Here is a 15,572-nt window from a genome sequence, read left to right as displayed (position 1 = left end):
CTTTGTTAATGTGTTCTGTCAATTTGCTAAGTAATTACTGATTATTTAACTAGCAATAAGCCATTCTATTCGGAGGCGCCCACTAAAGCCTCAATTACTGCTTCCAGTACACCCTCCAGAGGAATGGACTTCTGCTCCCCTGTACCCCGCAAGTCTTTGAGACCAGCCTCATTTTTAGCTAATTCATCAGGTCCAATGATGACGGCAAAGGCTGCACCACTTGCATCAGCCTTCTTCATTTGAGACTTAAAGCTAGCTGATTGACCGTCTGGGGGGCAGAAAAGGATAGTATCGATTCCAGCGCTACGTAAGCGCTCAGCAATGATCATGGCTAGTAGTTAAAGTTTCGCCACCCTGATGCAATACAAAAATATCGCATTGCGCTTGTGCCTCAGGCAATGATTCAGAAATCTTCATCAACTCGAGGACACGCTCCATACCCATAGCCCAACCACAAGCAGGAGCCGCCTTACCGCCCATACGCTCGATCAAAGGATCATAACGACCACCGCCAGCAATAGTGCCCTGTGCGCCTAACTCATCAGTAATCCACTCGAATACAGTCAGATTGTAGTAATCCAAGCCACGCACTAAACGCGGATTAATCTTGCAGGGAATATTGTTTGCCTTGATTAACGCTTGTACAGCATTGAAATGGGCAAGCGACTCCTCTCCCAAGAAATCCAATAACTTTGGAGCGCTTTCGATCAAAGCCTGCATCTCTGGGTTTTTAGAATCCAGAATGCGCAAAGGATTAGTCAATAGGCGACGCTGAGAATCTTCATCCAATTGAGATTGATTTTTCTCAAAGTAAGCTACTAGGGCAGCGCGGTGCTCAGCACGCTCATTGGCTTGCCCCAATGAATTAATCTCCAGACGTACACCCTTGAGACCTAATTCATCCCACAGACGCTGACCCATGAGAATAATTTCTGCATCAATATCAGGACCAGCAAAGCCAAGTGCTTCAATGCCAAACTGGTGAAACTGACGATAGCGACCACGCTGTGGGCGCTCATGGCGGAACATAGGACCGGTATACCAAAGACGCTTTGGCCCCTCGTACAACAAATTATTTTCAATGACTGAGCGTACTAATGCGGCAGTTCCCTCAGGACGTAATGTGAGCTGCTCACCATTTAAACGGTCCTCAAAGGAGTACATTTCTTTTTCAACGATATCAGTCACTTCACCAATGCCGCGCTGAAACACTGCTGTCGCTTCCACAATGGGCGTTCTCAAAAATTCATAGCCATAGGCACGCGTTAGGTCACGCAAAACATGTTCGAGGTGAGCCCACTGTGCAGCATCAGCAGGCAACAAATCATTCATGCCGCGTACGCCATTAATTTTTTGGACTTTAGCTTGCGTTTTTGCTTCTTTATTCTGGTCAGTCATTTTTATTATTCTTCTTGTTAAACCTTGGCAGCGTAGTTGTGTTTGACATAGTCATCTACGATCACCTGAAACTCTTGGGCGATATTGTCGCCACGCAATGTCTTTACTTTAACGCCATCTACAAACACAGGAGCTGCTGGAGTTTCCCCGGTTCCTGGCAAGGAGATGCCGATATTGGCATGCTTACTTTCACCTGGACCATTGACGATGCAGCCCATAACAGCCACATTCATATTTTCGACGCCTGGGTGGGTTTTCTTCCAAATTGGCATTTGCTGGCGCAAGTAAGATTGGATATTGGCAGCTAATTCTTGGAAGGTTGTACTAGTCGTTCTTCCGCAACCAGGGCATGCGATCACCATGGGTGTGAAGTTGCGTAAACCCATGGTTTGCAAAATTTCTTGGGCGACAATCACTTCGTTCTCGCGAGGTGCACCCGGATCCGGGGTTAAAGAAACCCGAATCGTATCGCCAATGCCTTCTTGCAGCAAAATTCCCATTGCCGCTGTTGAAGACACAATTCCTTTGCTACCCATACCGGCTTCAGTCAAACCTAAGTGCAATGGATAGTCTGAGCGACGTGAGAGATCGCGGTATACCGCAACCAAGTCTTGCACATTACTCACTTTGCAAGAAAGCAAAATTTGATCGGGGTTCATACCCAATTCAACTGCTTTTTCTGCAGACTGCAATGCCGACTGAATCAGCGCTTCAATCATTACCTCTTGGGCAGTCTTTGGAACTGCTAATGCAGCATTGCTGTCCATGATCGATGCTAAGAGCTCTTGATCTAGGCTGCCCCAGTTCACACCAATACGAATAGGCTTGTCATATTTGCAGGCTGCTTCAATCATCTGAGCAAACTGTGGATCGCGCTTGGCGCCCTTACCCACATTACCTGGATTGATGCGGTACTTTGAGAGTGCTTTAGCGCACTCTGGGTAATCATTTAATAAAGTGTGGCCGTTGTAATGGAAGTCGCCAATCAATGGCACCAAGACGTCCATCTTATCTAACTGCTCGCGAATGTAAGGAACTGCTGCTGCAGCTTCGGGCGTATTAACAGTAATACGCACCATCTCTGAACCAGCGCGAGCCAACTCCTTCACCTGAATCGCTGTGCCTACTGCATCAGCAGTATCTGTATTAGTCATCGACTGCACGCGCACCGGTGCATCGCCACCCACCGTAATGATGTTGGTTTTCCAGGCAACCGTTGCTTGGCGTGTTGCTCTCTTGGGAGATGGTCCCAAGGGAAGTGGTGGCAGTGAATTATTAGAGCGCATTGTGATCTATTAATTGAAATTGAATCTTTACGTTAACTTTTTGAGCCACTCAATAGGGTGCTCGTTGGGCTGCAAATCGGACTCTTCTTCCATTACCTCAATCTCAGCCTTGTGCACTGCGCGCTCACGCACTCGAGTGCGATCCACAACATCACCCGCCAACTGACCACAGGCAGCTGCGATGTCATCGCCACGAGTCTTACGGACAGTAGCCACCATGCCAGCATCTAACAGAATGCCAGCAAAGGCATTTACCCGCTGGGCAGATGAACGCTTCAGGCCAGACTCAGGGAAGGGATTAAAAGGGATGAGGTTAATTTTGCATTTGATGTTTCTGAGCAAACGCACTAATTCTTTTGCTTGGATATCAGAATCATTTACTCCATCCAACATGCAATATTCGAAGGTTAAAAAGTCTCTTGGTGCGAATGGTAAGTAACGTTCACAGGCGTCGAGGAGTTCACGCAATGGATATTTTTGATTGAGTGGCACTAACTGGTCACGCAATGCATCATTGGGCGCGTGCAATGAAACGGCCAATGCAACTGGGCAATCTTGTGCCAAACGATCAATCATCGGCACTACGCCTGATGTTGAGACGGTTACACGACGTCGGGATAAACCATAAGCCCTGTCGTCAAGCATTAAACGCAATGCAGATACGACGTTGTCGTAATTGAGTAATGGCTCGCCCATGCCCATCATCACCACATTAGAAATGACGCGACCGGTGTGCTCCCAACCTGGCGTTGGAAACTTTTCAATACGACGAACCGCTTGCGGATCATTGCGCAAGAGATGCTCGGCAAACCAGAGTTGTCCAATGATTTCGCCGGAAGTGAGGTTGCGTGAGAAGCCTTGATGCCCTGTTGAGCAAAAACGGCAATTGACTGCACAACCTGCCTGAGAAGAGATACACAAGGTACCGCGATCATCTTCGGGAATAAATACGGATTCAACCGCATTGCCTGCCCCAACATCCAATAGCCACTTGCGTGTGCCGTCATTGGCATGCTCATCTTTAATTACCGGAAGAGAGACTACTTCGGCTTTATCTAGCAATGTAGCTCGAAAGCTTTTTGCTAAATCACTCATGTCGTTGATATCAGATACACCGCGTTGATGTATCCACTGCATGAGTTGTTTTGCCCTGAAGGGCTTTTCATTCAACCCCGCGACATACGCCGCCATTTGGTCAGCGTCAAAATCTAAGAGATTTACGCGCGGGGAGGTCAATGCGCCTACTTATAAATTAAATAGGTTGTAGATTAACGATTGAAAACATTCATGCCAGGGAAGAAGAATGCAACTTCCACAGCAGCTGTTTCAGGAGCGTCAGAACCATGTACAGCATTTGCATCAATGCTGTCAGCAAAGTCAGCACGGATAGTGCCTTTTTCTGCTTTTTTCGGATCAGTAGCACCCATCAAATCGCGGTTCTTAGCAATAGCACCTTCGCCTTGCAATACTTGAATCATGACTGGACCAGAAATCATGAAGCTCACTAAGTCCTTGAAGAAAGGACGATCTTTGTGAACGCCATAAAACTGCTCAGCTTCATTCTGTGACAAATGTGCCATTCTGGAAGCAATGATCTTCAAACCAGCAGATTCAAAACGGTCATAGATTTTGCCGATGACGTTTTTAGCTACAGCATCAGGTTTGATAATAGATAGGGTGCGTTCAATTGCCATGCAAGACTCCAATAGTGATTTCAAAGGTATTTGCTAGGTAAGGTCAATATGGCACCCCACTCCAGCGACCCCCGAATTATACATTGCTTGACCGTATTTACCCCTATAGATGTAGGGGTAAGTTATTGAATTTACAGGGCATAAGCCCTTAATTTGTAGGTCTTTATTCTCAGAGCTTGAAATTGGGGTGTTTTGTCTATACTTAGTATCAACAGCCCTGCGTGGGCTCATGTGTTTATTTAAAAGAAGGAGTCAATATGAGTGATCTCAACTCTTACGGCTTTGGGCAATCTAGCTCGATTAGCAATGTCCAGGTACGCAACCGCGTACTACGCAATACCTATGCCCTCTTGGCACTCTCAATGATTCCAACAGTCATTGGCGCCTGGCTGGGTGTAGCCATGGGTCTTAGCCTATTTGCTGGCAGTCCATTTATGGGCTTCATTGTTTTCATGGCCATTGCTTTTGGTTTCTTCTGGGCAATTGAAAAGAACAAGGACACCGGCTTAGGTGTTTTATTACTCTTGGGCTTCACCTTCTTCATGGGAATTATGTTGTCCCGTTTAGTAGGCTTTACGCTCAATAGCTACAGCAATGGTGCAGCTCTCATCATGCTGGCCTTTGGTGGCACCGCGGCAATCTTTGCCACGATGGCAACCATTGCTACTGTAAGCAAGAGTGACTTTGCCGGCATGGGCAAATGGCTGATGGTTGGCGTACTGCTCTTGATCGTAGCTTCCTTGGCAAACATTTGGTTGGAACTACCTGCTTTGATGTTGGCCGTGATGGTGCTCGCGATTGCGATCTTCTCTGCGTTCATCCTGGTTGACGTGCAACGTGTGATCAATGGTGGTGAGACCAACTACATCATGGCCACTTTATCAATCTACTTGGATGTGTATAACGTCTTCACCAACTTACTTGCCCTCTTGGGTATCTTTGGTGGCAATCGCGACTAAGTGAGATTAAGGGAGATCCGATACTCTAAAAATTGAGCTTGTCGCTCTCATAAGGCGCCTGCGGGCGCCTTTTTATTTACTACTTGCCCTCTTGTTTGTAACTAAATAATTAGTTCGCTACAAACATGCTGACCGCATAAGACAGCGCAATCAAAATCAACAAGATTGCAAAACTATCTGAGGCTCTCATGATGCTCTCCTAGTAGTTAATCAGTATGCAGAGATTGCTAACAATTCCCTACACATTCAATCTACTCTTCTATAAGACAGCCAAAGGGAGCTTATGCACCCGAAAACAGGTGGATCACCAAAAAGGCACTCACTCAGTGCTAATTTGGTGCAAATCTAGGTTCGATTGGGGGCTTTGGAGCAAAGACTAAAAACGATAGCCGATAGAAATAGTCGCAGAATTGATATCTACCTTATCGCTTGAACCATCACTCCACTGCACGGTTTTATAGTTTTGCTGAGAAACTTCAACTCTAGTAAATACCTGTTTGGTGAGTAAATATTCAGCTCCAATGCCATAACTGGGGCCATTCATCCACTGGTAATAACCGGGTGATGAAAACTTGGACCATGACCAACCTAGCTTGACATAGCCCAAGATTTTTTCAGTAAAGGCATAAGCCACCTTGCCGCCCGCTTCAATGGGATGTTGAGCATCGGGATCAGAACCGGATGTATCCGTTGTTGCCAAATCATAAGTTCCGTATGCACCAACCAACCACTGATCACTGATTGCTTTGTAGGCATCAGCCGTAATACTGGGAATACCACTTCGACTGGTTGCGGATCCACCTGGAGTTGATACATCAGTAATAGAGTTCAAGGAATAATCAAATGCGAGACCAAAACCTTCAAAGTTTTGTGACTGTCCATAGGCAATAGGTATGGATAGAGCCCATAGCAAAATTGCTAACTTTTTCATGCATTACCCCTAATACTTATTTTTATTTATTGCTAACAACTATATCAAATCGACTAGGCTCTATCAAAAACCGCCATAGACTCAACGTGAGAGGTATGGGGGAACATATTGACGATCCCTGCCCCTTTGAGCTTATAGCCTGCCTGATGGCAAAGCAGGTCTGCGTCTCTAGCTAAGGTTTTAGGGTTACAAGAGACATACACGATACGTTGCGGCAGCAATGGGCTCTCCTGAATATGTAGATCAGCTAGTGCTTTACAAATTTCCATCGCACCCTCTCGTGGTGGGTCCATTAACCAACGCTCTGCCTTCCCCCACGATGCGATGGTTTCGGTTGTGACTTCAAATAAATCACTTTGCATAAAGCTAGCTTTGCTTGCTAAGTCATTATGTTCTGCATTCGCTTTAGCACGTGTTGTTAAGGTAGCTAGACCCTCAATTCCCAAAACTGTTTTTGCTCTTCTAGCGAGCGGCAAGGTGAAATTGCCGATGCCACAAAAGAGATCTAAAACTCGATCTGTTTCTTTTACTTCTAATAATCGAATCGCCTTACTCACTAGCGTACGATTCATCATGTGATTAACTTGGGTAAAGTCTGCCGGTTTAAATGGCATTTCGATCTCAAATTCAGGTAGGCGATAACATAGCTTTCCCGTTTCCGGATAAAACGGCGCAACCGTCTCAATGCCTTTGGACTGCAACCAAATCCAGACCTGATGTTGATCTGCAAAATCCCTGAGTAACTGCTCATCTGCAGTAGTTAGAGGCAATAAATTACGAAATACCAATGCAGTGACTGGTTTAGCCTTCTTAAGATCATCTGAATTGGGCTCCTCTGGCTCGCCTACTGCGATCTCAATTTGCGGCATTCGATCCACAATGGATAAACCCATGACGAGCTTGCGCATTTCTGGCAATAAATTAGAGACATGCTTTGGCAATATCTCGCACGCCAGCATGTCAGCAACATAAGCACTCTTGCCCTCATGAAAACCTATCAGTACCGTGCCTTTTTTAATCGAGCGGTTCACTGCACTTAAGCGTGCGCGATGGCGATACTCCCATGCAGGGCCACCCATGGGGCGAAGAATTTCTTCTGGAGTTACCTTAGCAATATGACGTAAGTCATCTTCGAGCACGCGCTGCTTCATAGCAACCTGTGCTCGAATGTCTAAGTGCTGCATGGTGCAGCCGCCACATACCCCAAAGGCTGCACACTGTGGCTGCGCTCTGAAAACTGCAGGCTTTAAGATCTCGCGTACTTTTGCTTTACTGAAACGGGCTTTATCACTGGTGATGGTATAGGTGACCAACTCAGTGGGCAATGCACCTTTGATAAAAACGACTTTACCGCTTTGGCCGTGGGCAGCCTCTTCTTCATTTGGAGCTAAGCGAGCAATTCCTTGGGCATCTAAATCGAGGGATTCAACTGTGATGGGCTCAGTCACCTCAATATTGACTGGCTTATCGCCTCTACGCATCCGGTGTAAAACCCTGGAGGTATTCTTGCCACTGTGAACCGTTAGGTTCTTTAGATTCCTTCTCTAAATACGCCTTCACGAAATCAATTTCTTCTTGGTATTCCTCAAGCGAGAATCCACCACGCAGCAATTGAAAACGGCAATACATGAGATAGGTATTGACGACATCCGTTTCACAATAGCGACGAATATCATTAATCTTACCTTCTTGATACGCAGGCCAAACTTGGCTGCCATCCATCCCCATCTTGCCCGGAAAACCGCAGAGCTTCGCGAGACCATCTAAGGGGGCATTAGCTCTGCCATTAAATTTAGCCAAGAGATCCATCATGTCTAGATGGCGCATGTGATAACGGCTGATGTAGTTATTCCATTTAAAGTCACGACTATCGGCTTCTTGGCTCTCGCCCATTTCCCAATAGCGCGGTGCTTGAATATGGTTCGCTAGTGCGCGGTAATGCAAGACGGGTAAATCAAAACCACTGCCATTCCAGGATACGAGTTGCGGCGTGTACTTCTCGATTAGGTCAAAGAAAGCCTGTACTAGTACTTTTTCATCGTCTTGTGGAGTACCGAGCGTACCCACTTTAATTTGGGGTGCGCCCTCTTTTGTGGTTCTACGAATCACGCAAGAAATTGCCACAATCTTTTGCAGATACAGCGGAAGAAATTCACTACCAGTTTTAGCTGCGCGCTCAGCCATGGCTTTAGCGGCAACCTCAGTATCACTCATGGAGTCTGGATAGTCTTCCAGACGGCGTAGTCCTGCTACATCTGGAATGGTCTCGATATCAAAAAACTAAAACGGTTGCCATGAGTCCTGCCCTATCGCTGCAGCATTACTGCAAGTAAGGGGTTGGGTTAACTGGCTTACCGTTCACACGCAATTCAAAATGAAGCTTAGGTGCAGTGGTATCGGTATCACCCATCTCAGCAATCTTTTGCCCTTTGCGAACGGTATCGCCCTCTTTGACTAAAAGCTTACTGTTGTGAGCATAGGCTGTGAGATAAGTATTGTCATGCTTCACGATCACTAAGTTGCCATAGCCGCGCAAACTATTGCCGGCATAAACCACCTTGCCATCTGCTGCTGCCAATACAGGTTCACCGACTTTGCCAGCAATGTCGATTCCCTTGTTGGTTTCATTAAATTCACCAGTGACCTTGCCCTTGGCTGGCCAAGACAAACGAATGCCAGGCTCAGCCACGATATCTGCTTTGGCAGATTCTGGCGTAGTGGTAGGCACATCCGCCTTATCAGTTGCTGGAGCTGCTTTTTTCTCGACCGGCTTAGCTACTTTTGCGCTTGCAGGCGGCTTGACCAATATAAGATCACCTACTTCAATCACATTCGGATTGAAACTGGGATTAGCTGTACTATTCCACTGCGCTACATCACGTGGTGCTTGACCATGATCTAAAGCGATACGCGCCAAGGTGTCACCCTTCTTCACACGGTAATAACCAGGAGGAGCAGGCTCATAACTAGAAGATCCGCTAGTACGGTCAGTTACATTTGCTGGTTTTGCGCGCGGCGTAGTAGAACATCCTGACACGAGGATCAAAGATGCAGAAAAGGTTGCAATCAGAAGGCTTTTGGATAAATTAATCATAGAGTTGGCAGCAGTCTTTGTAACAATCTCGGTAATTCTCATACTACCCCTGATTGTAAGGGGACGAAAAAGACCTCGTCCAGCACGGTTCTTTGATAGCGCTGGGAGCTCATTCTCTCCACCATCACTAACTGCTGCTCTTTTTCATTCTTAGCGACTGGAGCAACCAAACGACCACCAATCGCCAGTTGATCCAATAAGGCATCAGGAATACCCAAACCTGCTGCGGCCAGAATAATTCCATCATATGGAGCTGCCTGCGGCAAACCTAAGATACCGTCACCATAAATGAGGCGCAGATTGTTAATTCGAAAGGGTCGTAACTTTGCCCTAGCCAGATCATGCAGAGGTCGAATGCGTTCAATAGAATAGACTTCATCAGCCAGCAAGCTCAATACTGCAGCTTGATAACCACAGCCAGTACCAATCTCAAGCACTTTACCGAGCTTGTGTCTTGGTTTATGCAAAAGCTCGATCATGCGAGCAACTACAGATGGCTTGGAAATCGTTTGTTCGTGACCGATTGGCAATGCCGTATCTTCATAAGCTTGGGCATGAAGGCCGGGATCCATAAACGCATGGCGCGGAACTGTTGCAATCGCCTCTAATGTTTTGCCGTGCTTTACGCCACCAGCATGTACTTTTGCTGCTAATGCTTGCCGATAGGCTGCGAAACGCTCGGTGGGTGCCTTCAACCGCGATCCCAACCATTTGCACGCATCGCCGCTAAGCGAGCGTGGTGCGTTAAATCCAATTGCATTGGCGTAATGGAAATACAGCCTTCAGCAATCGCATGAAAGTCAGTGCCTTCAGAACCCTCTTTCACATCCCCGGCTGCGCCAATCCAATAAATCTTCTCACCCCGCGGGCTATCTTGTACGACTACGGGCTGTGAGTGGTGGCGATTACCTAAGCGGGTAACGCGCCAGCGATACAAATCTGCGTAAGGTCGATTAGGGATATTAACATTGAGCAAACTGGCATTCCCATCGCTATGGGTTTGATTGAGACTAGATATCAACATTTGAGCCACGATGTCGTGCGCTGCTTTTGCAGCATCTTCAATCCGGCTCCAACCGCGATCAATTTGAGAAAAAGCAATTCCAGGAACCCCAAACATCACTCCCTCAATCGCCGCTGCGACCGTACCGGAGTACAACACGTCTTCACCCATATTCTCGCCCTGATTGATTCCGGAGATCACTAGATCTGGCTTGTCATCTAAAAAGCCTGTCATGGCGACGTGTACACAATCAGTTGGGGTACCATTGATGAAGAAAAAGCCATCTCGCTCTCCACCCGCTACCCGATGAATCGACAGCGGTCTAGAGAGCGTTAAAGAATTTGATGCTCCACTATGGTTTTGCTCAGGCGCAATGACCGTGATGCGACCTAATGGACGAACGGCGTTGACCAAAGCCAAAAGGCCGGGGGCCAAATATCCATCGTCATTTGAAATCAGAATATGCATGACTCGATTATGCAATGAGAGCCAAATAAGCTCAAAAACGGACTATTTCGAGCTAAAGGAAGAGGCGGGTTTAGCACTAGATTGGGCGCCCGAAGCCATATCCGCCTTAGATTCATCTCTCCAACCGCCACCTAAAGATTGATACAAGGCTGCTGTATCTCCAATGTATACAGAGTAAGCCTGAATAGCATTTATTTTGGCTTGTAAATATTGTTGTTTGACCGACAGTAAACTAGGTTCAGAGGTATACCCTTTTTCAAACTGGATTTTGGTCTTTTCATAGACCTTTTCATTGGCTATTTCACTATCGCGAGCCAATTGATATAACTTCCCATCACTATCAATGGCATACAAAGTATCAGCCACGTTTTGAAATGCGGTAATCACTGTAGAACGATATTGGGCTAAGGAGGCCTCTAAACCAGCCTCAGCAGCCGCTTTACGGGCAAACAAAGAACCGCCGGCAAATAGCGGTTGACCAACACCGCCCGCTACACCCCAAATATTATTTGCCCCGTTAAACATTTCAGAGAAAGCAGTAGCTGATCCACCGAGCACACCAGTGATCGAAAACTGCGGAATCATATTGGAGATTGCAACACCAATTTGGGCATTACTTGCACGCACCAACTCTTCTGCAATTTTCACATCGGGTCTTTGCTCAACTAAGGTTGAGGGTAGCGCACTCGGTAATTTCTCAGGAATATGGATTGAGTCTAAATTAGGTAGTAATAGCTGTTTATTGGGCGCTTGACCGCACAAGACCGCCAACATGTCTAAGGTTTGCTCACGTAATTTCTTTAAGGCGGGCACTTGGGCTGCCATTTGAGCATAGCCAGATTCTTGATTAGCTAAATCAATTCCACTGATGTAGCCTAATTGAGCCATCTTCTGAGAATGCCCCAATTGAATCCGCGCAGCCTCGACTGACTCTTTAGCCATTTGCAATTGCTCGCGGTATACAGCCTCTTGAACTGCAGTTGCAATGACATTAGTTGCAATAGTAATACGCAAAGCGTCCAGCTGAAGCTGCTGGGCATTTGCAATTGCCTTGAGAGATTCAACTTGGCGGCGATTTCCCCCAAAAATATCTGGTGTAAATCCAACGCTCAAGGCTGCGGTTTGCAAACCATAAACTGATGCAGTTCCATTAATCGCAGGAGCTAAGGTGGCGCCTACATTCTGGCGACTCGCCACATATCCAGCACCAATTTGTGGGAAAAAGAAACCTTGTTGCGCAATAACATTTTGTTGGGCGATTTTTAAGTTAGCAATCGCGGCATCAATATTGGGGTTGTTTTTTAATGCCAAATCCACCAACTCGCTTAACTGAGGGGATCCATAAGCCCTCCACCAGTCAGCTTCAATTGCGTTCGCTTGACCACCCTGCGAATCAGGAGTCTCGCGAGTAAAAGAATCGATCTTGGGCACCTCGGGCTTTTTGAAGTCAGGCCCAACAGCGCACGAAACTAAGCCAGCCACCAACAGTGCCAGCAATACACTACGAGAACCTAGGACCCGAGCTTTATTCATAAATACCCTATTGATCAACGTCTTCATTGCGTTGCCTGCGCAACTTTTTAGGCTTCTCAATACGCAATACTTCCACCAATAAAGCTGGCACGACTAATAACAAGAATATAGGGCCAACAATCATGCCGCCGACAACGACAGTAGCCAGAGGTCTTTGCACTTGACTGCCAATGCCATGAGAGAGGGCTGCTGGCAATAAACCAATGCACGCTGATAATGCTGTCATCAAAAGCGGTCTCATACGGTGTTCATGGGACTCAAAAATTGCCTCTCTAACAGATTTACCCGAAGCAATGAGCTCCTTGTAGTAACTTAGTATCAAAATACCGTTCATCACCGAGACTCCTAGCAGGGAGATAAAGCCGATGATGGCGGAAACGCTCATTGTTTGACCGCTAATATACAAAGCAAATATGCCACCCAATACGGCAAAAGGAACACCGGCAACAGTTAATAAGCAATAGGTCAAACTATTAAATAGCGCGTAGAGAAGTCCAAAGATCATAGCAATAGCGATTGGCAATATCACCAACAGACGTGACTTAGCCGCCTCAAGCTCCTCAAACTCACCAGCATAAGTAATGCGGTAGCCTTCTGGCAAATGAATATTTTTTGCAATGCGTGACTGAATCTCAGTCACAGTACTACCCAGATCACGGTCGCGCGCACTAAATTTAATAGGAATATAACGCTCATTACTGTCACGATAAATATAGGTTGCGCCAGTATCCAGAGTAATGTCCGCAATATCTTTTAAGGGAATATAGCCATTACCACCATTGCTAGTAGTAAAACCAATGCGTAAATTTTTTACCTTCTCAATACTATTACGCTCATTATTAATAAAGCGAACCGAGAGGCCAAACTGTTTTTCGCCCTCGAGAACCATCGTGGCAACGGTACCACCCATAGCGGTCTGGATTGCAGTATTAACATCCCCTGTATTTAATCCATAACGCGCAATCTTTTCGCGGTTGATGTTGATATTTAGGTTGGGCTGACCCATGATATAAAAAATACCTAAGTCAGCCACACCCTTTACCCTTGCCATCTCAGCTTTGACCTGATTTGCCAATTTCTCGAGTGTTAATAAATCTGGGCCAATAATCTTGACTGAATTCGCCCCCTTCACCCCTGACAAGCCCTCTTGAACGTTATCCTGAATGTATTGAGAAAAGTTAAACACCACCCCTGGAAATTCCGCCTCAAAGCGCTGCTGTAGTTCGGCAACCAATTTCTCTTTTGTCATTCCGCGCTCCCATTCATCAAATGGTTTTAGCGGAGCAAATAATTCAACATTATTAAAGCCAGATGCATCACTACCATCATCTGGGCGACCATGTTGGGAGACAACGGTAATCACCTCTGGGTAGCTCTTAATAATCTCTCGCATACGATTGGCATATGGTGATCCAGCCTCTAGGGATATCGTTGGCGGCATAGATGCGCGTATCCACAAATTGCCTTCCTCTAGAGCAGGTAAAAACTCGCTTCCCAAGCGGGTCACCATAAATAAACCGATAAGCAAAGCAAAGACGCCCAACACAATCACGCGATGGGTATTGGCCATAACCCATTTCAACTTGGGTGTATAGAACTCACGAATCGCCTTCACAATCTTAGTTTCAGTTTCTTCCACCTTTCTAGGCAATAAGAAACTAGCAATAACCGGGGTAATGGTAAAGGTTGCTATCAAAGCACCGGCGAGCGCATATCCGTAGGTTCTAGCCATTGGACTGAAAATCTGCCCCTCAACCCCTTGCATGGTGAAGAGCGGGATGAAGGCGGCGATTGTGATGGCGGTTGAAAAGATAATGGAGGTGTCAACCTGCACCGCACTCAAGTAGATCATCCGTAGCCGATTTGTCCAGCCATAAACAGGATCCGTTACATCAGCGTGAGGGCCTAATGCTAGCTGCCTCAAAGTGCGAATACGATCCTCGGGTGATTGCTGAAAGTTGCGGAAAATGTTCTCAACAAGAATCACCGCTGAATCAATGATGATGCCAAAGTCCACCGCGCCCAAAGACAGCAAATTTGCAGACTCACCGGTAAAGACGAGAATCATGATGCTAAAAAATAGTGCGACTGGGATATTGAGACTCACAATAATCGCACTTCTTAAATCACCCAAGAAAATCCATTGGATGAAAAATACCAATAGGCAACCAAAAATCAGATTATGCAGAACCGTATGAGTAGTGACATTGACCAAGGTTGAACGGTCGTAATACGGCACTACTTTTACGCCGGGTGGCAGCGTTCCATCAATATTAATTTTCTTGATGGCTTTTTGCACTTGATCAACAACTTCATTGGTATGGAGCGTGCGATTCATCACCACGATACCAGTCACTACATCGTTGACATTATCTTTGCCCGCCTCACCCAAACGGGGTACATAGCCTTCGGAAACGGTAGCAACATCTTTCACCGAAACCGGGAGAGAGCCCTGCTGAGTAATCACAATATTGCGAATATCGTCCAGACTTCCCACTAAACCTAAGCCGCGAATATTGACTGATTGATCACCTACACTAACAGTACGACCGCCAACGTTAGAGTTTGCATTCCCAACCGCGGTCAAGAGCTGCTGCAAGCTGATGCCGTAGCCTTCTAGTTTTTTAGGGTCAGCCTCAACATGGTATTCCTTGGTAGTTCCACCCCAAGTCACATCCATCACCACACCAGGTACAGTGAGCATTCTTCGCGTAACAACCCAATCTTGAATGGTGCGCAAATCTGTCAGGCTATAACCAGGCGGCCCCGTCACTTGGTAGCGAAAAATTTCTCCAACCAAGCTAGATGCCTGAATCTGGGCCTGAACATTATTTGGTAGGCTGACATTTTGGGCTAAGTTATTAGCAACTTGGGTAAGCGCAAAATAGTAATCAACACCGTATTTAAAAGTAATCCGGACAAAAGAAAGTCCATAAAAAGAGGTGGAGCGTATATTGTCAACACCAGGTGTAGTTGCCAAACCAATTTCCATTGGCCTGGTGTAATAGCGCTCCATCTCCTCCGCGGATAAACCCGCTGATTGCGCGGTAATTTCTAAAATCACTGGCGCCGGATTGGGGTAAGCCTCGACGTTAAGCTTTAAAAATGCCAATACGCCCGCCACCATAAAGGCGGCTAAACCCATCAAGACCAGGGGTCTGCGGGTAAGAACGAATGCAAGGATTGATTTGAACATGAGGCCTAGA

At 46.4% G+C, this 15,572-nt stretch carries 11 protein-coding genes and 2 pseudogenes; 1 reads left to right on the top strand and 12 read right to left on the bottom strand.

Annotation, left to right across the window (positions count from 1 at the left end):
- Positions 1-65 precede the first annotated feature (65 nt).
- The 4 genes and pseudogenes from hisS to ndk all read right to left on the bottom strand — a co-directional run bounded on the left by hisS (position 66) and on the right by ndk (position 4,378).
- Positions 66-1,398 (bottom strand): annotated as a pseudogene (gene hisS / locus A9236_RS03710) (histidine--tRNA ligase).
- Between the two features lie 17 nt (positions 1,399-1,415).
- On the bottom strand, positions 1,416-2,684 hold the full coding sequence (ispG, locus tag A9236_RS03705; RefSeq protein WP_071465495.1) for a flavodoxin-dependent (E)-4-hydroxy-3-methylbut-2-enyl-diphosphate synthase: 1,269 nt from the start codon (positions 2,682-2,684) through the stop codon (positions 1,416-1,418).
- 27 nt (positions 2,685-2,711) lie between these two features.
- Entirely contained in the window at positions 2,712-3,875 is a 1,164-nt protein-coding gene (gene rlmN / locus A9236_RS03700; protein ID WP_071465928.1) for a 23S rRNA (adenine(2503)-C(2))-methyltransferase RlmN, read from the bottom strand.
- A gap of 77 nt (positions 3,876-3,952) precedes the next feature.
- Positions 3,953-4,378, bottom strand: coding sequence for a nucleoside-diphosphate kinase (gene ndk / locus A9236_RS03695; protein WP_071465494.1), 426 nt, complete (start codon positions 4,376-4,378; stop codon positions 3,953-3,955).
- Between the two features lie 257 nt (positions 4,379-4,635).
- On the opposite strand from ndk, the gene A9236_RS03690 reads away from it, so the two are divergent.
- A complete protein-coding gene (locus tag A9236_RS03690; protein WP_071465493.1) occupies positions 4,636-5,337 on the top strand; it encodes a Bax inhibitor-1 family protein in 702 nt (233 codons plus the stop codon).
- A 376-nt stretch (positions 5,338-5,713) separates the two neighbouring features.
- On the opposite strand, the gene A9236_RS03685 is transcribed toward A9236_RS03690, so the two are convergent.
- The 8 genes and pseudogenes from A9236_RS03685 to A9236_RS03650 all read right to left on the bottom strand — a co-directional run bounded on the left by A9236_RS03685 (position 5,714) and on the right by A9236_RS03650 (position 15,562).
- On the bottom strand, positions 5,714-6,268 hold the full coding sequence (locus tag A9236_RS03685; protein ID WP_071465492.1) for an outer membrane protein: 555 nt from the start codon (positions 6,266-6,268) through the stop codon (positions 5,714-5,716).
- A gap of 53 nt (positions 6,269-6,321) precedes the next feature.
- The gene (gene rlmD, locus A9236_RS03680) at positions 6,322-7,749 is read right to left on the bottom strand and encodes a 23S rRNA (uracil(1939)-C(5))-methyltransferase RlmD (protein ID WP_071465491.1); all 1,428 of its coding nucleotides are present in this window, start codon (positions 7,747-7,749) and stop codon (positions 6,322-6,324) included.
- On the bottom strand, positions 7,742-8,482 hold the full coding sequence (locus tag A9236_RS03675) for a 3'-5' exonuclease (RefSeq protein ID WP_201721715.1): 741 nt from the start codon (positions 8,480-8,482) through the stop codon (positions 7,742-7,744). The genes rlmD and A9236_RS03675 overlap by 8 nt, the downstream gene beginning before the upstream one ends.
- A 106-nt stretch (positions 8,483-8,588) precedes the next feature.
- Positions 8,589-9,362 (bottom strand): peptidoglycan DD-metalloendopeptidase family protein, encoded by a 774-nt coding sequence (locus A9236_RS03670; RefSeq protein WP_071465927.1) that lies wholly within the window; start codon positions 9,360-9,362, stop codon positions 8,589-8,591.
- Positions 9,363-9,400: 38 nt separating this feature from the next.
- Positions 9,401-10,024 (bottom strand): annotated as a pseudogene (locus A9236_RS03665) (protein-L-isoaspartate(D-aspartate) O-methyltransferase); the annotation flags it as partial.
- A 29-nt stretch (positions 10,025-10,053) separates the two neighbouring features.
- Positions 10,054-10,833 (bottom strand): 5'/3'-nucleotidase SurE, encoded by a 780-nt coding sequence (gene surE / locus A9236_RS03660; RefSeq protein WP_071465488.1) that lies wholly within the window; start codon positions 10,831-10,833, stop codon positions 10,054-10,056.
- Positions 10,834-10,875: 42 nt separating this feature from the next.
- A complete protein-coding gene (locus tag A9236_RS03655) occupies positions 10,876-12,366 on the bottom strand; it encodes an efflux transporter outer membrane subunit (protein ID WP_161485603.1) in 1,491 nt (496 codons plus the stop codon).
- Between the two features lie 7 nt (positions 12,367-12,373).
- Positions 12,374-15,562 carry an efflux RND transporter permease subunit gene (locus A9236_RS03650; RefSeq protein ID WP_071465487.1) on the bottom strand — a complete coding sequence of 1,063 codons (3,189 nt, stop codon included), beginning with the start codon at positions 15,560-15,562 and terminating at the stop codon, positions 12,374-12,376.
- Positions 15,563-15,572 lie beyond the last annotated feature (10 nt).

Source organism: Polynucleobacter sp. QLW-P1DATA-2, from assembly GCF_001870365.1.
Classification (GTDB): domain Bacteria; phylum Pseudomonadota; class Gammaproteobacteria; order Burkholderiales; family Burkholderiaceae; genus Polynucleobacter.
Note: the sequence above shows the minus strand (reverse complement) of the source record. Positions and strands in the feature narration are given on the sequence as shown.